Below are 23,437 nucleotides of genomic sequence, written 5' to 3' on the forward strand. Positions count from 1 at the left end.
GTGGGGTGATTGGTGCCTTGCCCCGGCATGGGTGGGGTGGTTTCAGTGGATCACCCGAAGTGGATCGAGCCATACTCCGGGTTTAACGAGGTGTAGTTCGTCAGGTTGGTGGCTCTGGTGCGACGCTGTGGGGGTGATCGGGAACTCTTAGCCGGCCGCTACCTGGCGAAAGCCCCCGCGGCAGAACCAGTCGTTGGCAGCGAGCGCTTCGTACAGGGCCACCATCCAGGAATTCTTGTGCCGACGTGCACGGGAGCGTGCGAGTCCCTCCAGGTGCGCACGGACGTCTGGTGCTCCGCCGGCCAGGAAGGCTTCCTCGATCGACAGCTCGATACCTGGCAGGTCGTCGGCGACCTGCTCCTCATACAACCGGGCCAGCTTAAAGGTATCGAAGTGATATCTGACGCGCTCCGCGAGCTTCTCATCCCATGATGAGGGTGGATCCACGTAGAACTCGATCACCCAACTCGCCGGGCTGTCCAGGGGCTTTGCCTGATAGGCCCGGCCATCAGCCGAGCACGTTATGAGCCGCGCCCTCAGCCATCGGTCGTCGTCGACGTCATCGAAGTAGGGATGGAGGGTCTGTTCCGCGTAGCAGGTCGGTGCACGGTCCTTCTTCTCGAAGTTGCAGTCCGAGCAGATGGGCAGCAAGTTGATCGGTACGGCGGCAAGGTAGGGGTAGATCGACTTGGGCATGTGGTGATCGACCTGGCGCACTGCACCGACACCGCACATTGGGCACTTGGTCTTGCGGTTGCGGGCTTCTTCGTACACGGGGCGGCCAGGATGATGCGGCCCCATCCGCCGTTCGTACATGGCGATCAGCGCGTCCCTGTCGCGCTTCTTAGACGGAAGGGGAGCGAACGCGGCAGGATGCAGGTGGTGAAGCGTGGAAGTCCGGCACGCCTGCTCATACGCACCGGCGGCGATCACAACTCTTAGCTCGTAACTGTTGAGCAGAGTCCGCATCGACAGACTGATCTTCGTGCTGATGCACATGCGGAACGCTTCTTGCGTTCCGATTTGAGGAGGGTCGAGTCGGCGCATCAGCGCCCGCCTTCGCGGCGGCGGGTCGCGGAGCGGGCCAGTGCTCGCCCTTCAGCGCCCAGCTGGTCATCGAATTCGTTGAGAATGTCCTCGAACGACATGCCGCCATCGGCGAGCGACTGGATCAGTCGGTTGAACCCTGTGCGGCGCACCTCCAATCCGAAGATCTCCCGGGTGATCACTCCGACGTTCTCGCCGAACGTCTCAATCTCAGGGTGATCGACGCGCAGATCATCGCCCGCCCTACGCAGGGCCCAGACTGCCTCACGCGGGGTCTCCTGGAGCACCACGGGCGAGTGCGTGGCAATGATCGCGATGCCGTTGCGGTCTTTCAGCAGCTCGGACAGGGTTCGCACGAACGTCGACAGCAACGGGGGATGGAGATGGCCCTCCGGTTCGTCGATCAGGACGAGGGTGCGTTCGGTGGTGTGCTGCACCAGCCGGGCCAGGGTCAGCAGGACAATCTTGTGTCCCGAGCTGAGTCCGTCGAAGACCTGCTCGGGGTCCGGCCGGTCCTGGGCGCGCGCGAGCCGCGTGATCTCCAGGTCATGGAAGAGGGGATCCGTCTCTTCGAGCTTGGTCAGGACGTCGCTCCAGCGGCGAGCCTTCGCGGGGTGATCCTCCACGCACCTCTGTGTGCACTCCGCGAACTCGGAGCCCAGAGCCGCGTAGCTCTTCACTCCCGCGCCATCGGTCGTTTTCAGGCCGACGTACTGGTAGTCGACGCTGTCACCGACGCGGTTGGGAGCTTTGCTGACCTGGTGCGGGCCCTGGGAGTCGAATGCACTGAACGATACGTACACGACGTTGGTGAAGGGATGCTGGCGGTGGTCGAGCCTGTCCTCCAGCGAGCTGTGGCGCCGCATGCCGCGTGGGGTGAGTGTGGTCTGGGCGATGTTGTGCAGCAGGCGCGTCTTGCCTACGCCGTTGCTTCCGATGACCGCATGGATGTTGCTGGGAGGGTTCTTTTCGGGGTCCACCGTCAGTTCGATGGTGAGTGTCGGGGCTCTCTCGGACAGCGCCTCCTGCCGGTAGCGGATGAGGAAGCGCGAGAGTGTGGGTCCGCCGTTGACGATCCTGCGGTACTGCGTACGGACCGTATCGGCATCGATGCCGCGCAGCAGCGATTCCCGCATGACGGGCTCGTTGCGTGCTTGTTCGAAGAGCTCGGCGTCGTAGGCGACATCGTGCAGACCGGAGAGGACGGCCAAGCGCGTCTCGTCATCGAACTCGTCACGGAGCGTGGCGTAATAGCTCTCATCGATCCCCAGGGAGAAGAACCCTGGCTCGAGGGCTTCGAAGTGCTTGGGCAGGGAAGTCCGGCCGGGCTCCATGCCGAAGGAGCCGATCTTCACTGCACCGACGTTGACGCCCCGGCTACCGTTGTAGCAACGCAATTGGAAGACTGTCTTGAACCCGTAGTCATCCCAGTTGTCGCTTCCGAGCCAGGCTATGCCGGGACGAGTGCGCGCTGATTCTCGCGCGTTGGGCGCCGTAGTGAAGTGCACCGCGTCACATTACCGAACACACTCCCGCCGTACGGGCGACTGCCCCCGACCGGACAGAAGTACGGATCAGCAGACTGGGCAATCTGGGCTGCGCGGTGGCACCGCCCCTCGACCCAGTGCCTTGGCCGCTCTCCCACCCCGAACAGTGGGTGAGCAGGACCGCGAGCGACTCATGCTCTGACACCGCGAGTTCGTCACCGACATCGGAGGAGCCCCCTCTGCGGACAACAGCTCGTGGGCGGACACGCGCATCGCCGACGAACGCGTCACGCGTTGGGAAACCCCGGACGGCACCCCCGTCTCCATGGCGGGCAGGACCCCGATGGTGGCGGGCCAGATCCGGGTGGCCCCCGTCTATACCCCGGCCCACCTGTGAGGCCGCGGTTATGCGGGCGCCGCGACAGTCGAGGTGAGCCGGGCCGCGCTGGCCGCGGGCGCGGCGGAGGTCATCCTGTTCGCGGACCTAGCCAACCCCACCAGCAATGGCCTGTACCAGAGGATTGGGTACCGCCCTGTCGCCGACTTCGCGGTGTACGACTTCTAGTGCGCCGCTCGGGAGAGCCGGCGAAGAGCTGCGGAGGGCCCCGTAGCGGGTAGCGCCCACTCGATAATTCGATTGCTGGAGAAGGAGCCGCCTGCTGCACTGAACCGCATGGTGACCATCACCGCTGAGCAGAGGACCGCGTTCCGCCAGCAGGGGTTCGTCGTGATTCCCGAGGTTCTCAGCGCCGAGCAGATTGCCGAGGGGCGCGAACTGGTCGCGGCGCTGCTGGAGCAGCAGCCTCACGCCGACGATTACGTCGGACCGTATTTCCTGTGGCCGCGCTTCGCCGCGGAGGGCCATCAACTGCTTGACTTCTACCGGGAGACGGGCGTGGGGGACCTCGCCGGCCAGCTGCTGGGTTCGGATCTGGATGTGCAGGACCCTGATTTCGCGCAGGTGGCCACCACGATTCCGCCCTGGCCGCATCGGCCAGGTGGCCCACACGTCGACGGCCTGACGCCGACCGAACCGGACGGACGTCCCGGGTCCTTCTCGCTGCTGGCCGGCGTGTGGCTCACCGGCCACGACCACCGGCACCGGGGAAACCTGTGGGTGTGGCCGGGCACCCATCTACGATTCGGTCAGTACCTCGCCGAACGCGGCGCCGACGCTCTCGCGCGCGTCGAGGAGATGAATCCGGGCCCGTATCCGAAGATCGAGCTCGGCGAGCCGAGGCAGGCGGTCGGTCCCGCCGGCAGCGTCCTGTTCGCCCACTACCTGCTTGCTCACAACATCGGCGGCCACGACGGCGTGGCCGACGAGGGGCGACGCGAGACGCTGTACTACCGGCTCCACGCCAGCGGTCACCGGGAGCGATGGCGGGAGGTCGTCACCAATCCGCTCGCCGAATTCCGCTCATCAGAAGCAATGCAGAGGTCAGGCTGAGGGACGACGGGCTCGTTAGCGCATCAGGCTGAACACAACTGCAGCTGCCAGCCCGCCGAGCAGGGCGCCGACGGCGGTTTGAGCGGGGGTGTGATCGCGGAGGGCGACACGGGACCAGCCGATGGCGGCGATTCCGAGCAGCAACGGCGCCATGCTCATGCCGTAGGCGAGCAACAAGATCACGACCACCCCGCTGGCGACGGCGGTGTGCACCGAGACCTTCCACCAGACGGTCACGATCATGGTCACGATGAGGCCGACGAGCATGGCGACGACCAGGGCGAACACCTCGCGGGGCGCTTTGAAGGCAACAAGCAGCGAGATGCCGACGACCACCGACGTCATCGTGGCGAGGAGGGGGACGGCGCGCTGCTCACGGACTCGTATGTGCTTGTCGGTCCAGCTGCCGCGCTTCACGCCAAGCATGATGACGGCGAACGGGATACCGCCACAGAACAGCGCCGCCAGCACGCCCCACCCGAGCCCCGTGACGCTGCTTGTGCTGTGCCAGCCGATGATCAGAAGTATCGCGATGACGAGGTTGGCCGGCGCGAGGGTGTCGGTGATGAGGCGGGCCGTGCGGGACAGGGTCACTGCGTCGTCTCCAGTGTTCGGGCATCGTCGAGCTTGGTGGCGAAGGCGCGGGTGAGATCGGAGGCGTAGGCCTCGGCGAGTTGCTTGAGCGCATGGATTTCGCTGGGCAGGTCTCGGCCGCCGCTGGCCGGCGGGAGAGCCTCACCGGACAAGGGCTCGTTGTGCTGCCGGGCTTGTTGGGCGCCGATGATCCAGCAGGCTTCGGCGGCGATGTCTGCCTGGGCCCCGATGAGGCCGGAGGCCGCGACGTGGGCGCGGGCCTGGGCACGCAGGCTGCTGGGGGCGTGGTCACTGAGGGTGAGGACGGCGTCTCGGATCTCTATGGTGCGGCGATACAGCCGGTCGTGAACGCGGCGGGGGTGGACGATTTCGATGGTTCTGCGTCGCGCCGGGTCGAGGCGTACGGAGGGCACGGCCTCCGTGAGGCTGAGCCAGAGCGGGTACAGCTGCAGCAGGTCGAGGTACTCGCGGCTCCAGCGGCGCAGTCGTCCGGCGGCGGGCAGCGTGCTGCCAGTCACGATGAAGAGCAGCGCACCGAAGAGCAGAAGGCCGCCGATCGTCTCGTTCGTGCTGGCCGGAACGGGGCTCAACCCCAGGAATCCCAGGACGATGACGACCACGCGCTGCGTCGCGTAGACGATGCCGATGGTGGTGCCCATGCCGGTGAGACGCAGGCCATGGCCGAGGAGGCCGGCGTCTGGCTGTCGGCCCCAGCGCCAGCACAGCCGGGAGGCGCTGAACAGGGCCGCTCCGAGGTACGCCGTCCACACCCCTCCGTAGGCGGCGATGTGCCAGTCGGAGGCGTACTCGGTCAGCAGGTCGACCGCTTCGCGCGGCTGCGGGGTGGCGAAGAACAGCAACGTGACGATGCATGCCGCGGCCGACGGGGAGACGAGGTGCAGGCGGGAGGACTTCAGTCCGGATGCATTCTCCTGGGCCATGTCGTGGACGAAGGTCAGCACGGCATGTGCGGCAACGATGCAGCCGAGGTGCTTGCCCAGGGCGCTCAGGTTGTTGACTCCGATCGCGGCGTCCATCGGGGCGGCGACGGAGGGCACCCTGAGAGTGATGGCGACGGCGAGAGCGAGAAAGGCGATCCAGAGGACTCTCTTGCTGGGATCGCGCCACGCGGCCGGGGTACGCCACGCCGTGACCAGCCACAGCAGGACCGCGGGAAGTACGTCGATCATTCCGGGACGCTCTTACGAGTCGCTGAGCGCGTCGCCCAGGCGGCGCAGGACACTGCTGCGCGGGGTCTTGCTGGTGCTCGAGGCGGCGGCTTTGCCAGCGATCAGTCCTGCGAGACGTTCGGCGTCCCGTTCGTCCTCGGTGCCGTAGCTGGCCCTGGTGAGGAGACTGACCACGGTGGCAGGGTCGATGTCCGGGAACAGGCCGCCGCCGTCTGTCTGGACGCCGTCGAGGATCGAGCGGTGGCCCAGGAGCATGTGACCGATCTCGTGCAGGATGATGTGATCTTGGTGCAGTGGGCTTGTCGCCGCCTCGTGGAAGATGTGGTCCGCCTTCTCGGTGGCGATCCATACCCCGCACGGGGCGTCGGTGCCGGAGACGCCGGGGACACTGTGCAGATGGAGCGGACGACCGCGTTGTGCCGCGATCCGATCGCAGAGGACCTGGACGTCGAATGGGTTCGGGATGTCAATCGAGGCCAGCACGACCCCTATGTCCGGGCGGTCGTGTCCGTCGTCCGACTGCTGTCTTCGACTACGCAAAGGCAACTCAGCTCCGCAGGTGGCCCTGTACCTGTCCGCGACAGGCAGCACCGGAATCCAACATTCCGGCACAGGAACGATATGGCAACCTTCAAGAGAATATGCCAAAGGCATGCCAATACGCGCTCACGGCTATGGTGATCAAAAGGTGAGCCTGATGCCGTATCACTTGATCAAGGCTGAATTGCGCGGCCGTGGGTGCGGGTATCTCCGTGAAATGTGCTGGTGGACCCCGCGGGTGACCTGCATCACACCTTGCGCCGGGCGGCACCTCGACAACTTGGCGTCACCCCGCGTTCACTGGCCGGACGCCTCGCTGTCGGTCAGCCCCTCCAGTTGGCGGGCCCGCTCAATGAATCCCTTGATCGTCTTGAGGGTCTCCACCGACAGGCCGGAGGCCCTGGTGGCAACCTCGACCACATCGTTGTCTCGTATGGTCTCGATCAGTTCCAGCTGGGCCGCAATCCGCTCGGACGACTCGTCATTGAAGAAGTAGGCGGGGGCGACACCGAAGAAGCCGGCGAGAGCCTCCAGGTGCTTCATGGTCGGGTTGTCCTTCTTGCCCTTCCGGAGGGTCCAGATATAACTCGCCGAGATGGTTGCCCCCCCTGACTCCTGGATCGCTTGCGCCACCTCTTCGTAGGTGTACTCACCGCGGCTCTTCGGGTGGACCGTCTTGAAGAGATGGTCGAGCTTCTGCGCGAGGGTGCGCGGCTCGGTGGGCGCTCCGTCGCTCATTTCGGGGTCCTTCGGTAGCTCGCTTGGTTTCTTGTTGCATCGACTGCTGTGGACGATACACGTCCTGCTGTGGCCGTTCCATTCTCCTCAGTTGACGTGATCCATATTTGCTGGTCTAGTGTCGTCGCGTCGCCATCGACTGGCGCGAATGAGGAGGCTGTGGCCTTCCGAGGAGCAGACCGAAGCGAAGGGGGAATCGGGTGCGAACGCCGCCGCTCAGAGGGCCGTGAGGCCGCAGTGTGAGCCGAACATGAAACCGGCGCCCGGGAGCTACCAACTCCCAAGCGCCGGGCCAGCGCCCCGAAGGGCACCGATTCACATCTCGCGGGCGGCGGGGCTTTTGCACGAGAACCGCCGCACCGCACTCCTACGAACAACGGAGTATCGCATGCTCGCCACGCCGAGCGAAACGCTGGCATGCCCGGACACAGCCCGTCAGCACCGCCTGGCGGCCCAGCTCGCCGACATGATCCCCGGGGCGGCCGCCATCCGCGTCAGCCTCACCGATCCCACCCAGACGTGGCCCCACCCCCACACCATCGCCAAGGGCGCGGGCGGGGCAACGGTCGAGCTGAGCCGGACGACCGCCAGGGTCGCGGCACGCTGGATCATGCGGATCTGGCCGGACGTGAACTGGGCCCGCCCTCACACCTTCGGCATCGCCACCGCGACCCTCACCCGCAGCGACCTCGTCGGCGGGGGCCGCTGACATGGCACGGATCCGGACCGTCAAGCCGGAGGCGTTCTTCTCCGAGTCGCTCGCCGAGGTGAGCGTCGAGGCAGAGCGGACCTTCTTCGGCCTCCTCACCCAGGCCGACGACCACGGCCGCCATCGCGACAACGCCGCGATCATCGCGGGGTTGCTCTGGCCCCTGCGGGCCGAGCACACCTCGGTCCACGTCGAGGACGACCTCCAGCAGCTTGCCAACGCCGGCCTGCTCTGCCGATACACCGGCTGCGACGGCCGCCGCTACCTCCACGTCGTGACCTGGTCCGAGCACCAGAAGATCGACAAGCCCAGCCAGTCCCGACTGCCCTCCTGCCCGCAGCACCACGCGGCGGACCGGTGTGGTCCCTGCAAGGGGGCCTGCGCTCGGCACCCCGAAGCGGCGCCCACCCCTACCCGAGAAGTCGCCGAGACTTCGGCGAACGCTTCCCGAACCCTCGACCCGCCCACGCAGCCCCCTCCGACACCTCCCATACCCCGAAGCGGGGCCCCGGCCGCCCGGCAGGACCCCTTGGTCGGCCTCGCCGGGACCCCTGATCGCAGTGACAAGAAAGCTGCAGGTCGGGAGGCATCCGCCGAAGGTTCCCCGAAGCCTCCCCGAAGTCTCGCGGAGGGCTCGGCGCCTGGATCAAGGATCTTGGATCCTGGATCTTCATTCCCTACGGGGCGCACAGCGCCCGCCACCACCGTCTCGGCCAACGAACTGATCGGCGAGTACGTCGCCGCATGCGCCGAGCGTCCGCCCAGCGACGTGATCGGACACCTTGGCCGCATCGCGAAGAAGCTCCTCGGCGAGGGCATTGCCTCGGAGTACGTCCGCGCCGGGCTGAAGCGCTTCGCGGAGATCCAGGGCCACCCCAGCCGCCTGCCGAGCCTGGTCAACGACGCCATGAACGCTCGATCGGCTGGTTTGGTGCGGCCGGGAATCCGGCCTAACGTGCCCGCTCACCAGGCGTGGACCAACCCGGTCGACGCTGCCGCCGCCTACGCCGAGGAGCTGTGATGCGCACCCGTACCCGCGACCCGCAGACCCTCGGCGGCGCAGGCACCCTGGACCGGATGGCCCGGATCCTGGCCGCCCGCAACATCGACCCTGCCGCCGTCGCTGCCCTGGCCGACGAGCCCGAACCCTTCTCCCCGCTGGACGCCCTGCTGGTCACGATGCCCCCGCGCTATCAGGGCGCGGTCGCCGACCACCCGCAGGTCCTGGCCTGGGCGCGGGACGTCGCGCAGCAGGCCGTCGCCCCCAGCCGGGGAGCCCGGCGGCAGGTCACCACCGGCCCGAGCCTGCTGATGGCCGGGGTGGTCGGCGCGGGCAAGACGCACCAGGCGTACGGGGCGGTCCGGCAGCTGGTGCAGACCGGAGTGGGCGTGCGGTGGCGCGCGACCACGGCCGCCGACCTGTACGCCGACCTGCGCCCTCGCCCCGGGGCGGACAGTGAGCAGGAGCTGGCGGCGGTCAGCCGGTGCCCACTGCTGATCATCGACGACCTCGGCGCGGCGAAGGCGTCCGAGTGGGTCGAGGAAGTGACCTACCGGTTGATCAACCGCCGGTACAACCACATGCTCCCGACGCTGATCACCACCAACCTCGCGATCAAGGACCTCCGGGCCTACCTCGGCGACCGCGTCACCTCCCGGCTCGCGCAGATGACCACCCGGGTCGAGTTCGAGCCGGTCGACCGCAGACGCCACCGCCCCGCCGCCTGACCCACCGCCGGCCGTACCGCCGGGCCGCGCCTCCAGCGCGCCCCCCCCATGCACCTCCCGACCAAGCGCACCCCTCCGCCGACGCCCCTGCGCGCGGAGAGCGATCGGAGCAACCCGCATGACCACCACGACGATCAGCCCTGCCCGCCACCGCTCACTCGGTGACCACACCTGGCAGGACCAGGCTGTCTGCCAGAGCACCGAGTACAACCCGGTGGACCCCGAAATCTTCTTCCCCGAGCCCGACGAGACCGTCAAGATCACAGCCGCCAAGACGCTGTGCGGCCAGTGCCCGGTCCGCCGCACCTGCCTGGACGCCGCCCTGGAAGGCGGCGACACCCACGGCATCCGGGGCGGTATGACCGAGGAGGAGCGCGAGCCGCTGCACGAGAACATCGCCAGCCGCCTCGACTACAGCCGGGTCAACGCCACCATCGCCGGACGGGACGTGCACCTCACCAAGGCCGAGCGCCGCGCGGTCGTCCGCGCCGCCTACCGCCACGGCCTCACCGAACAGCGTCTGGCCTGGCTCCTGAAGATCAGCGAGGAGCACGCCCAGAAGCTCTACCGCGAGACCCGCCGGGCCCTGCGCAACCGCGACCTGGAGCAGAACACGAAGACCGCCTCACCCCCTGAGACCGACGGCAAGCACCTGGGCCGCGACGACTTCGGGACGGCGGCGTGAGTATCGCGGGCGCGCCAAGTACGGCGCACGTCACCGGCTGGGACCGCGCGGTCGTCATAGCCCTCGGCGGCGCGGGATGCGCCCTGTCCTACGACGCCCTGCAGCAGATGGCCGTCGCCATCCACGTGCGGGGTCTGCTGACCTACCTCTTCCCCTTGGTGATCGACGGGTTCATCGCGTACGGCATCCGTGCCCTGCTGGTCCTGCGCAACGCCCCCCTGCGAGCCCGGTTCTACGTGTGGACGCTCTTCGGCACGGCTACCGCCGCCAGTATCTGGGCCAACGCGCTGCACGCGGTCAGGCTCAACGAGGAGAACACCTCGGTCACTGGGCTGCGGCTCGGAGACGCGGTGGTCGCGGTGCTGTCCACGATCGCCCCGCTGGCACTGGCCGGAGCGGTGCACCTGTACATCCTCATCGCCCGGGGGCCGGTCAAGGACAGCGACCGGCCTGACCGCGACGACCTCGGTCAGGCTGGTCACCCCGGTCAGCCCGAGCTCAACGCGGTCACTCGGACTGACTGGGCCGGTCAGCAGCAGCCGCAGCCCGGTCAGGTCGGCGCCGGACAGCCGGTCACCGCCCTGACCGACCGGCCCCGCCTGTCGCTGGACAAGCAAACCCCGGATGCCCGGACACCGAGCGGGGACAGCACCCCGGCGGACAGCAGCAGTCCGGACACTGGTCACCATGGCCGGGAGCCCAAGGCCGCTGACCTGGGCGGACAGCCGGACACCACCCCGGCGGTCAGTGACCGACAGACCGTCACCGAGCCGGTCACTGGTTACCCGAACAACCTCTCGCCGGTTAACGACCGGCCGGTCACTCCGGCACCGGTCACTGACGGCACCCCCCGGGCAACCGGTGGCCGGCGACCTGACCCGGACACCGAGGAGCTGCTGGAGATCGCCCGGTCAGCGGTCAGGGCCGAGGACAAACTGACCCGCAAGGTGGTCGCCCAGGCGATCCGCGGTCAGCAGATCCCGCTGTCCAGCGACACGCTGACCGCCCTGATGGTCCAGCTCCGCCAGCAGCACGGACAGTCGGTCACCACCCCCCGGAACTGACCGCACACCCCATGGGGCGGGTGACCGGGGTCGGACACCTCGGCCGGTCACCCGCCCCGGACAGCCCGCCCCACGACGTCCTCCCGTGAACCGGAGAGCACCGCCATGCGCACGAAACCCGCGACACCCGCCGAGGTGGACACCTGGCTGACCGTCCTGCACCAGCGCGGCCACCTCCACCGCGCCGAATCCGGTCCCGACAACACCTGGACCGTGCAACGACATCGACACAGCCGCCCCTGGACCCTGCACCACCCGGTCCTCGCCATGGACTGGATCGAGGACATCGTCCGCGACATCCACCAGCAGGACGCGGAGACGGGCCGGTGACCGCCAACGACCCGGCGGCCAGCACCTCCGGACCGCCGCGTGGCTCCAACTCGGCTCCAGGCGGAGCAAGTTGTCGCGTACGACGGTCCTACGGCCCGTCGTACGCACTTGCCCCCGCCCAGGGGGGCGGGGAAAGTCCGGCTGGTCCCCGAGCGAGGGCGCACGGTGACCAGCCGGACTCCCGGCACCAGGGGGCGCCTGTCGTGGGAGGAGAAGCAGACGTCCGCGCGCCGCGCGAGCAGCAGAGCCCGAGCCAACCTGCGTTCCCCGACCGAAAGCCACGCCGCCGCACCCGCAACCCGAGCCAGCGCACCCACAAGACGACCACCCGCCTGTCCGACACCGAGAAGACCGAGATCGCCGCCGCCGCCAAGCAGCGCGCCGTCACCGTCGCCCGATTCCTCGCCGCCGCCGGCCTCGCCGTCGCCCGCGGTTCGACCACCGTGCACACCAACGAACAGCTCGACGCCGCCATCGACGAGCTGGTCGCCCTGCGCACCGCCATCTCCCGTGTCGGCAACAACATCAACCAGATCGCCTTCGTCTACAACGCCGGAGGACAGCCCCGCCCCGGCGAACTCGACCGCGCCCTGACGACCGTGAACCGCGTCCTGGCCCGCGTAGACAACGCGGCCGACACTCTGGTGGAGAAGCGCCTCTGATGGTCCCCAAGATCCGACGAGGCTCGCGCACCCACGGCCTGCTCGTCTACCTGTACGGACCTGGCAAGCGCGACGAGCACACCGACCCCCACCTCGTCGGCAGTTGGGACGGCTTCGCCCCCGACCCCGGCCGCGACACCAGCCCCGACCCCGACCCCAAGGTCACCCTTGCCCGGCTCGCCGCCGCCCTGGACCTGCGGGTCAAGCAGGCCGGCGACGAGGCGCCGGCCCAGCACGTCTGGCACTGCTCGGTGCGTACCGACCCGGGCGACCGGACCCTGACCGACGCCGAGTGGAACACCGTCGCCCGCCGCCTGGTCCACGCCGTCAACCTCGCCCCCGAAGGCGATCCGGACGGCTGCCGCTGGGTCGCGGTGCGGCACGCCGACGACCACATCCACATCGTGGCCACCATGGTCCGAGGTGACCTGCGCCGCCCGAGGATGAACTACGACTTCAAGAAGGCCCAGGCCGAATGCCGCCGCATCGAACAGGAGATGGGCCTGCGCCGGCTCAAGCCCGGCGACGGTACCGGAGCCAAGACGCCCACCAGCGCCGAGCGCTTCAAAGCCGAGCGGACCGGCCGACCCGAGACACCGCGCGAAACGCTGCGCGAAGCCATCCGCCAGGCCGTCGCCGGAGTCGCCAGCGAAGCCGAGTTCTTCACCCGCCTTCGCGAGGCGGGCCTGCGCGTCAAGCTCAGGCACGCCCCGTCCGGTGACATCCTCGGCTACACGGTCGCGCTGCCCGGTGACCGCAACCGTGACCGCGAGCCGGTCTGGTTCGCGGGCTCGACCCTGGCCCCCGACCTCTCCTATCCCAAGATCCAGCGCCGCCTTGCCGACGGAAGCCCCGATACGGCCCCGCTGCCGGAAGCCGACAGTGGCCGCTCGGACTGGTCGTTGCCCGCGCGGGGGCGACGCACCGCCACGGGGATCGCCGAGCGCGCCGCAGTCCTCCTGGACACCGACGACGACGAAGCCGCAGCCCAACTCGTCGGAGTCGGCGAACTCCTCGACGCCGTCGCCCAGACCTCTCCGGCCGCCACACGAGCCGAACTGAGCGCCGCCGCTCGCTCCTTCGAACGCGCCACCCGCAGCCACATCCGAGCCGAATGCGCCGGCACCCGGGCGATCCGCTCGGCGGCCCGGGGCATCATCCAGGCCGGAGGCGCGCTCGGCCGAGGAGAAGACGGCGGCACCACCGCCATGCTCGTCTCCACTCTCGTCCTGGTGGCGCTGGCCGCAGCACGCTGGCACTCCGCACGCGGTCACGCCCAGCAGGCCGAAGCCTCCCGTCAGACCGCCGAGCACCTTCGCGCCGCCTACCGCCAAGCCGCTGCCGCACCCATGCAGGCCCTGCGCCACCAGGGCCGAGCCTTGCCCGAAGCCCAGCGCCGCGCCTACGAGACCACGATCCGCGCCGCCCTGCCGGAGCACCGCACCCGACCGGGCACGAGCACGAAGAACGACGCCCTGACCGCCACCCTGGCTCAGGCCGAGCAGGCAGGCCACGACCCGAAGGCCCTCCTGCAGGAGGCCATCGCCATGCGCGAACTCGACACGGCCGAGGACGTGAACGACGTCTTGGTCTGGCGACTGCGCCGCCTTGCCCAGCTCCCCGCCCACCCGGGCGAAGCCACTCGACGCCCGCAGGCTGGCGCCGGTCGCGCCACGCCTCCCGCCAACCCGGCCAGCGTCCGGACCGCGCCCCCGGCCTCGCCGAGGCCCGCCGCACCGGACCCGCGCAGCCGCCCGCCGCGCCGCTGACCAGCAGTCCGGCAGGCCCGCCACCGGCCTGCCGGACTGCACGAAACACCTGGACAACCCGCACCACCGGCTGTTACGGATGCAGAGAAGGCCCTCGACCGGGAGATGACGCTCGTGCTCAGAACGACCGACCACCACGTAGAGCCGACCCCAATCCTGCCCGCCGCCCCCGCCGCAAGTGATCCGCTACTGCAACTCCAGTACGAGACGCAGCCACCCAGCGGACCGGGAGCGACGCGATGCCTCAGCCACTCGCCGGAGCTGTCCCTGCGCGGCATCCCCGTGCTGTGCTCGGCCTGCCGGGCCCGGCGCGACTGGCTGCTCATCAACCACGGCCGCGACGTCTGGGTCCGCTGCCGCTGCAGCAACCAGTGGCTCGAGCCCGAGATCAACCGCGCCGACTTCGACGCCATGATCGCCATCCCGGACGGGACGACGTACCCGAGTGTCGAGCAGGGCCTGATCGCACTCGGCTTCGACGGCGCCTTCGCTGGCACCTACCTGGAGTAACTGGTGCTCGCTGCCGGCCCGGCCACCCTGCTGGCGGCCGTCGGCCCTGATCGGGCGACACCGGCAGTCGATCATCGGCCGTGTTCTCAGGGATGCGACCACGGTCGACCGACTGCGGATGGAGTATCGCGGCGGCTGGGCCCACAAGTACGAGGCCCAGCTGGCACACGTCGGTGCCGTGCCCAACTTCAGGCCGAGAGACAGAGAAGAACGACTCGACGACGTCCGTGAAGCCTCCACCGATCTCGCGACCTGCCTCACGTCCAACGCCTTTGTCAGGACCGCTCACACCGCGAGACTGAGGTGCCGTGCCCTGGTGAGCGCGACGTAGAGCGCGCGGTGGGCTTCGTTAGTGGGGTTGAGACCTCTCAGGAGAGCGGCCTCGTCGGTCTCCTCCAGCCTCACCCCGACCCGGTTCCACTCCCGCCCCTTCGCCTGGTGGCAGGTCATGCCGGGGACCAGCCCCTCACGGGCGACCTCGAGCCTCGTGCGCAGCTTGGAGAGGGCGGCCCGGGGTGTCCGTTTCTGGCCTTCCGACGGCTCAACGGGCGTCATAGCGACCATTGTGGATGCCAAGTCCGTCCAGATTCCGGTGAGATTGCCCTGACCTGCCAGGCGCTCAAGGGCGTTACGCAGATACGGACGCAGCTGTGCGAGGGTGTCGCTCTCCATGATGCCCAGGCTGGTCCGGGCATCGACGAGGTCGATGCCCGGCCGGCCGAAGGTGCTCTGGGCGAGTTCGTTCAGGAGCAGGGTGCAGACCGCTTCCTGGAACTGGCCTGTCTTGGTCCTGACGGCCAGAGGAAGGATATGAGGGTCGGCATCCCACAAAAGTCTCCACTGCCGTGCAAGGACGACATCGACGTCGCGTGCCTCTCCTGTGGGAAGGACTGCCCTCTCCTTGCGGCGCAGCTGGCGTGCCAACGATGTCTGAGCTGCGCTGCCACGCCAGCGGAACGAGGTCTGGAGTTCACTGCGCTCGAAGCCCAGTCGGCTTAGGAGGCGGGGGACATTCTCTGGGCGTGCACCGCGAAAGCCGTAGAGAGCCTGCCAGGGGTCTCCTACCAGGGTGATGACGAGGCCCGCGTCTGCCGCAAGGCGGATGACTCCTAGGTCCAAGTCGTTTGCGTCATAGACCTCGTCGACGAGCAGGGATCGGATCGTCGTGGCGAAGTAGGCCATCACGCAGGCGCGGACGCCCTCGATGCGAAGAGCAACCTGCAGTACTTCGCGTACGTTGTCGTGCGTACACCGCCCTTCACCGACGGCCGAGGCGAAGCAGTCCGGTTTCACGAAGCTCTCCCGTCTCGCTTGCCGTACGGAGTCGGTGACGATACGCGTGCCATTCAGGGTGAGGACCGGCTTGTCGAGGGTATAGGTGGTCGGCAGATGGGAACGCCATGTGTCCAGCACCTCGAGTTCCTGGTGGCCGCCGGGCCACTGGAGGATCCCGAAGCGCAGGAGGTGGGCGAGGAGATCGTTCAGGATCGTGTCGAGCGTGACGATGCGGTGAGGCCATGCCAGTGCCGACGCGCCCCACTGCCGGGACACGCGGCTGCGTATCTCCTCGGTGGCCGAGCGGGTGAAGCTGACCGCCACGACCGCCCGGTGATCGGTCGTACGTGCGTAGCGGTGCAGGCCGAAACGCTGGTTCGACACGGTCGTCTTCCCCGAACCAGGAAAAGCCTCTACGTAGAGAAGGCGGTGCGGGCTCGCTGCCGCGAGGACCTGCTCGGGTGTGAGAATGCGGGTGCGGGGCCCAAAGTTACTCATGGTCGCCCGTCGCCTGCTGTATGGCGGCCGTGGGCCAGGGCGCCGGGTGAGCGACGCTGAAGTTGGAGACTCTCCCAGGGCAGATCCTCTGCCTCTGGTCCATCGGGATCCGGTTCGTACGTCGTCTCGTCGGCCCACTCGGGGCTCTCCAACTCGTCTGGCCAGAAAAGTCCTTCGACGTCAGCAGTCGGGACGTCGTCTGTGTCCCGTTCGCCGGCCGTCATGAACCAGTCCGGTTCGTCGTGAGCCTCAAGAGGTTCGCTGCCGTCCGCCGCGGCGCCATCTGCTGCCGGATCGGACGGGTACAGGAAGTCGAAGAGCTGCCGCATGTGCTCGGGGACTGTTGGCGGGTCGGGCACCTCCCCAGAGTCCGCCTCGTTGGCCTCCGCAAGCAGAGAGGCGAAGGCCAGCGCGAACTCGCCCTTCTTGCTGGAGCCCCGGCCTGCCTTGATCGCGGGCTCCTCCTTCGTGCCCTTCTTCGCGCTACGAAACAGCTCGTGCATCGTGCGGGCCGTCACGTTTTCCTCGCCATCTAGGCCGACCTCGCGCAGAGCTGCAACGATCAAGCGCTCATTGCCCTTGGTGATGGACGGTTCCAGGGTCGGGTGACTGACGAAGGCGTCGACGACCGAGGGGTCGTGTTCGGAGAGCCATCCCGGTTTCTTGCGCTCCTCGCTCTCGAAGGGCAGGTCGCTGTCGACGAGGACGGCCAGCTTGGTGCATAGTTCGCTGCCTCGGGTCGCCAGGAGATGCGCCGGCCACTGGCCGACTTTCCATCCCATGTGCACGATGCTGAGTGCGTCAATGAAAGCGTGTTTGAGTGTGTCCTGACCGGCCCAAGTCCTGCCGAACTCCCGGAGGACAGCCGCGTCGGTAACACCCTCGACGAGGACGAGACGTTCCGCGAAGAGGGCGGCGGACCGGCTCGCATCCAGATGGAGCCGGGTCTTCCGCAGGGTGACGTCACGGTGCTCGGCCGGCACGACGTCGGCAACGGTGCGGCACACCCTTCCTTGCGCCGTCCGGCGCACGACGACGAGTTCCTCCGGGGCACAGGACGTGATCACGTCCGTCGCGTGGCTGGAGAGAATGACCTGTAGCTCCGGCCGCTCCTTGACAGTCTTGCGCAAGTATCGGACAAGGGCGTGCTGCAGCTGCGGATGGAGGTGCGCCTCGGGCTCCTCGATGACGACCGTTGCGTGGAAGGGCTTCGTACCGAAGAAGGAATCCTCCTCCGACTCGGCGTCGGCCTGGGCCTGTTCGAGGTTCCGGATAGCCTGCTGGATCTCTTCCTCCACCGTGAGGGGCGGCCGATCAGCGAACTCCGAGTGAGGCCGGGCAGTGTCCTGCGGAAGCTCGGTGGAGTCAGGTATCGCCGCCAGGGTCACGGCTATGTGCAACAGGTTCACGTATCCCAGGCCGGACACTTCGAGAGGCCGGGCGAAGGCGCGTCCTTCCAACACGGCGAGCATGAGCTCCAACACGCGGGCGAGGTAGGTGTCGTCGATGACCTGGCCACGTATGTACGGCCACTGGGGATTCACCCCAGCCGACAGATCTGTCAGGTAGCCGCGGATCCGCGCCTCGACCGCATCGATGATGTTTTCCTTGGCCAGATCCTCCAACAGTTGGGAGGCCCGCGCCCGGAGACCCACCAGGTTCCGGGTGCCGCTCTGGCGCTGCTGTTCGGCACGGAGTAGCTCCACCAGGATCCGTGTCTCTCGGCGGGCCAGCTCGTCCAGCGGATGACGCCAGGCCGGCAGGTAGATGAGTTTGTACGGGTCCAAGTCCAGAGACCTGCCGTGCGCCGCCTCGATCTTGGTGGCGACGCTGCCGAGCCTGCGGCTCAGCGTGACGCCCCATCTCTGGGCGACTTCACCGAGCCGTTGATGGCCGACCCTGTGCAGCTGGCGTCCGAGGCGCCCTTCCTCGGCGAGACTGTCGGCCAGCTTGTACGCCACCTCGATAGTGCGCTTGGAGCCTTCGGGCGCGAGCGTGGCAGATCCGTACCTCGGCAGGACCGGGAAGCGGGAACCGGGATGAGCGAGGTAGAGCGCGTCCGTGAGGGTCGTCTTTCCGGCGCCGTTGGCTCCGATCAGCACGCCGAAACGGCCGGGCAAGTGGCAGACTATCTCGCCCTCCGTACTTGCCCGGAACCCGCTCACCGCGATACGACTCAGGTGCACCATGCCCCCCATGGACAAGAAGTACGTCAGTAGTCATCATCGCCCCCGACACTGACAACACCCGGCCTTTTGTGCTCACTTGCAGTCCGAATGTGGGCCTGGGCGAAACCGACAGTCAGGTGACCAGAACGACAAGAGTCGTATGACGGGAGACTGTCACGTACGGATCTGTGGGAGCCCGAGGGTGAGATCCCCTCGGGCTCCCCGACCTTCTGCGGTGGCGGTCAGACCTCGGCGAGGCGGTTGGAGAGGTCCAGGGCGCTGGTGGCGATGGCGAGGGCGGTGCACAGGCCGGTCACCTCGTGGAGGGTGGGGCGGACCAGGCGCGGCCAGTCGTCGGGGGCGGCGGGCCAGGAGGCGAGGAGAACCTCGGTGGTGGCCAGGCCGAGGTGGGCGGTGACGTCCCAGCTCCCGTGGGGGGCGGGCTCCCAGTGCAGGCGGATACGGCCGAGCGGGAGTTCAGGGGTGCCCGCCGGGAGCCAGAAGACGTCGAGCGGTCCCTCCGGGAGGGCGGAGACGCGCTGGACCACTGCGCCGCGCACTCCCGACGGCATGGGCCGCACGGCGAGGGCGTGCAGCGGGTGGGCGGTGGAAGGGCGGGGTCGCGGTGAGATCGGGGCCTCCTGGACAGGTCCGTACGGTGGGTCAGGCCCAGGCGAGGGCGTTGCGGACCGATGCCGGGAGGTAGCCCTCTTGGCCGTTTTCGGCGATGAACGCCATGCCGTCGCCCACGACGACGTCGGTGCCGACGTAGTGGGCGAAGGGCCAGTCGGGGTTGACGGCCAGGCGGATCGGCAGGTCGGGGTCGAGGTTCTGAAGTTGGCGGAGCAGGTGGCCGACGGTCAGGTGCTGGGGCAACGGGGAGCCTCCGGGATCGAGGGTGAAGCGGTGTGGTGATAGAGCGTCAGGGGCGTCGAGGCAGAGTTGGTCGCGCAAGACCGTCTGCTGGGTGGTTCAGCGGCCAGCGATGAGCGCGGCGAGGAACCCGGCCACGGCCTCGGAAGGGGTGTCGGGGCCGAACTCCTGGATCCAGGGCTCGGCGTCGGAGGGGTGGACCCGGACCTGCCAGACGATGCCGTGCTTCCAAGCGGTGGTGTCCTCGGGGAGACAGCCGACGTAGACGCGCCCGTCCGGGCTGGTGCAGTGCACGTTGGCCTCCGGGGTGTCGACGATCGCCCAGCCGAGCCCGCCGAGCAGTTCGAGTACCGGGCTCGCACAGTGGTCGCTGGAGAGCCAGACGCGTTCCTCCACGGCGGGGCGGACGACGGCTGGCAGGAGGGTGCTGGAGGCGTTCACGAGTGGGCGTCCCTTCGTTGACCTGCGGGTATTCCCGACGTCCGTACGTTGACATGCGGTGTGCCGAAGTACGTAGTCGTTTCCGGGAAGGTGACGTCTGCCGTGGGCGAACTGGCCGCCGAGGGGGGAGGAGGCCTGCGGGCCGGGGAATGGATCGGCGCGATCGGTTGTCGTAACCGGGTTGCGGCGCGGGGCCGTACGGAGCAGAAGGGGCAGGCCATGGCGGAGTCGAGCAGACACTGGGACGGTGCCGGGCTGGAGCGCAAGATCCGTGGCGCCGGGCGGCCGTGGACGGTGGGCGACATAGCGATGGTGGCCGACGGCCAGTGGGCCGTGGGCATCCAGGCCCGGAGGCAGCGTGGCGGTGAAGCCGCGGTGGAGCGTCGGATCGCGGACGGGCGGCGCGTCGAGCTGACGTTCGTGGAGCTGGCCCGCGCGATGGACCCCCGGTTCGGTGCGGCCCATCGCGACGAAGGCTCCTGCTGACCGGTTACCGTCCGGGCCCGGTCGTGGCCACCGTGGGGCGGACAGCGGCCAACGGGGCGGGCTGGTCCGGTGGTTGGCCCAGGGCGCGCGGTGCGTGCGCGGAGCGGGCGACAGCGGCCTGGGCCAGGCTGAGTGACGGTGCGCGGTCCGTGGTCATGGCGGCTTCGCGGGCCTGGATCACGTGGCTGATCGCCTGCAGGCTATGCGGCTCTCGGCCTGCGCGACGCGCAGGTCCACCGCAGAGCTGGTGATCCGCTCCAGGTCGTGGAAGGCCGGCACATGACCGGGCCGGGTTATGGCGTGCAGGCGGTCTTGGTGGACGGCGACCGCGTTGTTCGAGACGACGAGGCTCGAACGGGTATGCATCGCCGAGCGCAGGAGCGGATCCTCGACGGGGCGGCGGACCGCGAGGGTTTCCAGCGCCTCGATGGGGCGGCCAGGGCGGCCCCAGGCTTTCTCGATCATCGCGTCGGCCTGGTCGAGTGCGGTGGCGTCGGGCATGGCGGAACTCCCGGTATTCGGAGGTGCTGCTTCGGTCAGAGGCGACGTCTCGGAGGGGCTGGGGGCGGGAGTCAGCGGCTGTGCCGTGGGGCCGACGGGCTGGCCGGCGGCCTGGCCGCCGCTGCGTGTGCGAGGTTGCCCGACAGATTCTGTGCCGCAGTCGCGGTGCGACTGCGAGCGGCCACCACGCGGAGGTCGGCTGCTGTCTGCGGGGCGCGTGCGGCGCGGTGGACGGCCTGGGCGACAGCGGTGCGGCGCACGTCGAGTGGGGTCGGAGCACGAGAGATCTGAGGATCGGCGGCTTGGCCGATCGGGGCCAGCGTGACCAGGTGCTCCACCTTGCGGTTGATCTGGTGCCGCTCACGAATCGCCGGGGCTGAGTCCGACATGGCGGCTGCGGTCGCCGCGATCAGGTGGGTCGGGGTGCGGGCTGTGAAGACCGCTTCCGCGCGCGTGCCCCAACCCGGAGGACCGGCCCACAGCCTGACGGTTTCGTCGTCCCAGTCAGAGAGGCGGTTGTCGATCAGAACGCCTGCTTGTCCGTCGGGGGCGATGATCTCGACAGTGCCGCGCTCGGCCGCCTCGTCGCGGGTCCAGCCGGCATTGGTCAGCGGCCGGACGGCACCAGCCCAGTACAACGACGGGTTCGTCAAGAAGCGCGCGTTGCCTTCGCTGGCCTCGGATTCGGCGTAGTCGCGGGCCAGAGCGCTGGTGAGCCCGGCGACGATCTCGGCCGGGGTGACGTGGTTGAAGGTTGCCGTCCAGCGGGGTGCGGAGACGGCGTCCTCGGCGGCGGTGATCTTCCACAGTTCGAAGTCGTCGCCGAACCAGCCGATCCGTATTCGCTGGTCGGGCGAGGTGACGAGGAGCTGGCAGGGGCCCTCGTCGAGATAGTGGTGCGGCCAGTGACTGACAGGGGCGAAGCCAGCGTCCCCGGTCCCGTTGGAGCCGGCCAGGTACATGGGGCTGACCAGTACCTCTTGATAGGGATGCTGGTCGTAGGGCTGGGTGTTCACGGTCGAGACTCCGAGGTGTAGGAGGGGAACGCGCCCGCGTGCGCAGAGGAACGAACGGCTGGACCGCACGGGGGCGCCGTGGCAACGGCGTGAAGCGGTTGACTCTCAGCGCCACCCGGGTCACCGGCCTCGGGAGGAGGCCGACTGAGCGGCCACGGCCACCGGCACCCGCGGTTGTGGCTGCGGGGCATGGCTGAACAGGGAGCTGGGCGCGGCGGTGCTCCGCCGCAGGGCCGCTGAGGTACGGATGCCGTCCGATCCCGGCGGGATGCCCGTGAGGGTGCGTGGCCGCCGCGACCCGGACAGGGGCGGGACGTGGTGCGGCGACGGGGTTGCTCCAGTGCTCGACGGCTGCGTAGACCGGGCCCAGCGCCCGTCCGGCGGCGGTCAGGACGTATGGATCGCCGTGGCGCGGTCCGGTGCGGGTGACCAGGCCGTCGAGCTGAAGCCGGATCAGGCGCTGCCGGGTGAAGCTGTTGTCCAGTCCTGCCTGTTCGGAGATGTGGACGAACCGCATGGGCCCGCCCGCGTCGAGGACCTGGATCACAGCGGTCGAGTGGCGAAGGTGCAGTCGGCGCACGGCGTCCTCGACGCGCTCGGCACCGGCCACCTTGCCCAGCGATAGGTGCGCGTGGGACCAGTCGGACAGCGCACGGTGTACCGGGGACAGGGCGTCGCCGAACCCACTGAGCTGGTACGGGGCACCGTGGCGATCACCGGCTCGGATCACCAGCCCGTCATCGTGCATCTGGGCCAGCCGCTTGCCGACGAACTGCTCGCTGACGAAGGGGAGACGGGCGGCGACATCACGCACACGCATGGGGCCGTCCTGCTGGGCCAGGGTCTGTGACGACCAGGTGGTCCACTTCGGCGCTATCAGGGACAGTGCCTCCTCGACGCGCTGGGCGTCGACGAAGCCGATCTGGGAGGTTGCGGGTTGTGCAGGGGCGGACATGGCGCTAACTCCGTTATGGCGAAGGGGAATCGGGCGGCGGGGTGCGGATCAGTGGAGGTCGCGCTCGGCGCGGAGACGCTGGAGCACCGTGCCGAGGCGGCGGTTGCTGACGTGGATGCCGCGGGCGCGCAGGCCCTGGCGCAAGGCTTCGCGGTTGAGCCGGGGCAGACGGGCGGCGACCTGGCGGGATACGGCTATGAGGTCCTCGTCGCCCGGCGCGGGGCCGGTTCGCCGGACGGTCGAAGGCCGGCGGGCGGCAGGCTGGTCCAGGAGTAGGCGGACGTCCAGCAGGTCCCAGACTGCCTCGGCTTCCGACTGCTCGCGGCGTTCGAGGTCCACTACTTCGGCCGCGTACCGCAGCACGAGGTCGTCGAGGGCGTGTTCGCCGGAGCGGCAGTGCTGCCAGGCAGCATCGAGATTGCGGCGGGCGGCACGGGCATGGGCGTTCGTCGTGGCCAGGCCGTCGAGCCGCCGCAGCACGATGGGCAGAACGGGATCTCCCGAACCGCCATGCGCGTTGTGGCGCTGGAGGTCCTCCAACGGGCGGCCGTACCGGTGCTCGACCAGATGGCGGGTGTAGTTCACGGTGGACATGGGGGTCTTCCTCCTGGGGATTTAAGCGGGAGCGGGAGCGGGAGGGTTTGGCGGTCGGGCCGGTGAGGGAACGCGGGTCGCGGGGTAGACGGTCGTCGCTCAGCGCCCAGGGGTCTTCGACGCCGAA

Annotated in this window: 25 protein-coding genes and 2 pseudogenes; 12 read left to right on the plus strand and 15 right to left on the minus strand. The window is 68.7% G+C overall.

From position 1 onward, the window contains the following. Window positions 1-147 precede the first annotated feature (147 nt). Window positions 148-999, minus strand: coding sequence for a hypothetical protein (locus tag C6376_RS17325; protein ID WP_254075975.1), 852 nt, complete (start codon window positions 997-999; stop codon window positions 148-150). 47 nt (window positions 1,000-1,046) lie between these two features. Beyond that, entirely contained in the window at window positions 1,047-2,555 is a 1,509-nt protein-coding gene (locus tag C6376_RS17330; RefSeq protein WP_107444243.1) for an AAA family ATPase, read from the minus strand. A 148-nt stretch (window positions 2,556-2,703) separates the two neighbouring features. On the opposite strand from C6376_RS17330, the pseudogene C6376_RS45250 reads away from it, so the two are divergent. Next, a pseudogene (locus C6376_RS45250) lies at window positions 2,704-3,099 on the plus strand (GNAT family N-acetyltransferase); the annotation flags it as partial. A gap of 108 nt (window positions 3,100-3,207) precedes the next feature. Next, window positions 3,208-3,984: a phytanoyl-CoA dioxygenase family protein gene (locus C6376_RS17340; protein WP_107444244.1), complete on the plus strand. Its 777-nt coding sequence runs from the start codon at window positions 3,208-3,210 to the stop codon at window positions 3,982-3,984. Window positions 3,985-3,999: 15 nt separating this feature from the next. On the opposite strand, the gene C6376_RS17345 is transcribed toward C6376_RS17340, so the two are convergent. From C6376_RS17345 to C6376_RS17360, 4 genes are all read right to left on the minus strand, one after another. Further along, window positions 4,000-4,578, minus strand: coding sequence for a phosphatase PAP2 family protein (locus C6376_RS17345; RefSeq protein ID WP_107444245.1), 579 nt, complete (start codon window positions 4,576-4,578; stop codon window positions 4,000-4,002). Then, window positions 4,575-5,768, minus strand: a complete 1,194-nt coding sequence (locus C6376_RS17350; RefSeq protein ID WP_107444246.1) for an MAB_1171c family putative transporter — start codon at window positions 5,766-5,768, stop codon at window positions 4,575-4,577. Before C6376_RS17350 ends, C6376_RS17345 begins: the two co-directional genes overlap by 4 nt. A gap of 12 nt (window positions 5,769-5,780) precedes the next feature. Next, window positions 5,781-6,251 (minus strand): hypothetical protein, encoded by a 471-nt coding sequence (locus C6376_RS17355; protein ID WP_216825590.1) that lies wholly within the window; start codon window positions 6,249-6,251, stop codon window positions 5,781-5,783. A gap of 354 nt (window positions 6,252-6,605) precedes the next feature. Further along, a complete protein-coding gene (locus C6376_RS17360; protein ID WP_107444247.1) occupies window positions 6,606-7,046 on the minus strand; it encodes a helix-turn-helix domain-containing protein in 441 nt (146 codons plus the stop codon). A gap of 388 nt (window positions 7,047-7,434) precedes the next feature. Here C6376_RS17360 and C6376_RS17365 point away from each other — a divergent pair, with 388 nt between their 5' ends. The 9 genes from C6376_RS17365 to C6376_RS17405 all read left to right on the plus strand — a co-directional run bounded on the left by C6376_RS17365 (window position 7,435) and on the right by C6376_RS17405 (window position 14,503). Further along, window positions 7,435-7,755, plus strand: coding sequence for a transcriptional regulator (locus tag C6376_RS17365; RefSeq protein ID WP_107444248.1), 321 nt, complete (start codon window positions 7,435-7,437; stop codon window positions 7,753-7,755). 1 nt (window position 7,756) lies between these two features. Then, a complete protein-coding gene (locus C6376_RS17370; RefSeq protein ID WP_107444249.1) occupies window positions 7,757-8,776 on the plus strand; it encodes a hypothetical protein in 1,020 nt (339 codons plus the stop codon). Beyond that, complete coding sequence (locus C6376_RS17375) at window positions 8,776-9,483, plus strand: ATP-binding protein (RefSeq protein ID WP_107444250.1); 708 nt, start codon at window positions 8,776-8,778, stop codon at window positions 9,481-9,483. Before C6376_RS17370 ends, C6376_RS17375 begins: the two co-directional genes overlap by 1 nt. Window positions 9,484-9,601: 118 nt before the next feature. Continuing rightward, a complete protein-coding gene (locus tag C6376_RS17380; protein WP_107444251.1) occupies window positions 9,602-10,168 on the plus strand; it encodes a WhiB family transcriptional regulator in 567 nt (188 codons plus the stop codon). Next, complete coding sequence (locus C6376_RS17385) at window positions 10,165-11,232, plus strand: DUF2637 domain-containing protein (protein WP_107444252.1); 1,068 nt, start codon at window positions 10,165-10,167, stop codon at window positions 11,230-11,232. Before C6376_RS17380 ends, C6376_RS17385 begins: the two co-directional genes overlap by 4 nt. 105 nt (window positions 11,233-11,337) lie before the next feature. Next, window positions 11,338-11,562, plus strand: coding sequence for a hypothetical protein (locus tag C6376_RS17390; RefSeq protein ID WP_107444253.1), 225 nt, complete (start codon window positions 11,338-11,340; stop codon window positions 11,560-11,562). Between the two features lie 203 nt (window positions 11,563-11,765). Then, window positions 11,766-12,224, plus strand: coding sequence for a plasmid mobilization relaxosome protein MobC (gene mobC, locus C6376_RS17395; RefSeq protein WP_254075976.1), 459 nt, complete (start codon window positions 11,766-11,768; stop codon window positions 12,222-12,224). Continuing rightward, window positions 12,224-13,993 carry a relaxase/mobilization nuclease domain-containing protein gene (locus C6376_RS17400; protein WP_107444255.1) on the plus strand — a complete coding sequence of 590 codons (1,770 nt, stop codon included), beginning with the start codon at window positions 12,224-12,226 and terminating at the stop codon, window positions 13,991-13,993. The genes mobC and C6376_RS17400 overlap by 1 nt, the downstream gene beginning before the upstream one ends. Window positions 13,994-14,098: 105 nt before the next feature. Continuing rightward, entirely contained in the window at window positions 14,099-14,503 is a 405-nt protein-coding gene (locus C6376_RS17405; RefSeq protein ID WP_107444256.1) for a hypothetical protein, read from the plus strand. A 285-nt stretch (window positions 14,504-14,788) separates the two neighbouring features. Here the strand turns inward: C6376_RS17405 and C6376_RS17410 are convergent, their stop codons facing one another. The 5 genes from C6376_RS17410 to C6376_RS17430 all read right to left on the minus strand — a co-directional run bounded on the left by C6376_RS17410 (window position 14,789) and on the right by C6376_RS17430 (window position 19,758). Then, the gene (locus C6376_RS17410) at window positions 14,789-16,276 is read right to left on the minus strand and encodes a UvrD-helicase domain-containing protein (RefSeq protein WP_107444257.1); all 1,488 of its coding nucleotides are present in this window, start codon (window positions 16,274-16,276) and stop codon (window positions 14,789-14,791) included. Next, a complete protein-coding gene (locus C6376_RS17415) occupies window positions 16,273-18,465 on the minus strand; it encodes an ATP-dependent endonuclease (RefSeq protein WP_159083221.1) in 2,193 nt (730 codons plus the stop codon). The genes C6376_RS17410 and C6376_RS17415 overlap by 4 nt, the downstream gene beginning before the upstream one ends. 221 nt (window positions 18,466-18,686) lie before the next feature. After that, window positions 18,687-19,016 carry an esterase gene (locus tag C6376_RS17420; protein WP_107444259.1) on the minus strand — a complete coding sequence of 110 codons (330 nt, stop codon included), beginning with the start codon at window positions 19,014-19,016 and terminating at the stop codon, window positions 18,687-18,689. Window positions 19,017-19,107: 91 nt separating this feature from the next. Further along, entirely contained in the window at window positions 19,108-19,320 is a 213-nt protein-coding gene (locus tag C6376_RS17425) for a hypothetical protein (protein ID WP_046915963.1), read from the minus strand. Window positions 19,321-19,416: 96 nt separating this feature from the next. Then, window positions 19,417-19,758 (minus strand): DUF317 domain-containing protein, encoded by a 342-nt coding sequence (locus C6376_RS17430; RefSeq protein ID WP_107444260.1) that lies wholly within the window; start codon window positions 19,756-19,758, stop codon window positions 19,417-19,419. 102 nt (window positions 19,759-19,860) lie between these two features. Here C6376_RS17430 and C6376_RS17435 point away from each other — a divergent pair, with 102 nt between their 5' ends. Beyond that, window positions 19,861-20,244 carry a hypothetical protein gene (locus tag C6376_RS17435; RefSeq protein WP_254075977.1) on the plus strand — a complete coding sequence of 128 codons (384 nt, stop codon included), beginning with the start codon at window positions 19,861-19,863 and terminating at the stop codon, window positions 20,242-20,244. Window positions 20,245-20,421: 177 nt separating this feature from the next. On the opposite strand, the gene C6376_RS17440 is transcribed toward C6376_RS17435, so the two are convergent. The 4 genes and pseudogenes from C6376_RS17440 to C6376_RS17455 form a co-directional block, all read right to left on the minus strand. After that, window positions 20,422-20,745: a hypothetical protein gene (locus C6376_RS17440; RefSeq protein WP_254075978.1), complete on the minus strand. Its 324-nt coding sequence runs from the start codon at window positions 20,743-20,745 to the stop codon at window positions 20,422-20,424. A gap of 71 nt (window positions 20,746-20,816) precedes the next feature. Then, the gene (locus C6376_RS17445; RefSeq protein ID WP_107444261.1) at window positions 20,817-21,761 is read right to left on the minus strand and encodes a DUF317 domain-containing protein; all 945 of its coding nucleotides are present in this window, start codon (window positions 21,759-21,761) and stop codon (window positions 20,817-20,819) included. A 391-nt stretch (window positions 21,762-22,152) separates the two neighbouring features. Then, window positions 22,153-22,716 (minus strand): annotated as a pseudogene (locus tag C6376_RS45255) (winged helix-turn-helix transcriptional regulator); the annotation flags it as partial. Between the two features lie 48 nt (window positions 22,717-22,764). Next, a complete protein-coding gene (locus C6376_RS17455) occupies window positions 22,765-23,310 on the minus strand; it encodes a hypothetical protein (protein ID WP_107444262.1) in 546 nt (181 codons plus the stop codon). Window positions 23,311-23,437 lie beyond the last annotated feature (127 nt).

It is taken from the genome of Streptomyces sp. P3 (assembly GCF_003032475.1).
GTDB lineage: Bacteria > Actinomycetota > Actinomycetes > Streptomycetales > Streptomycetaceae > Streptomyces.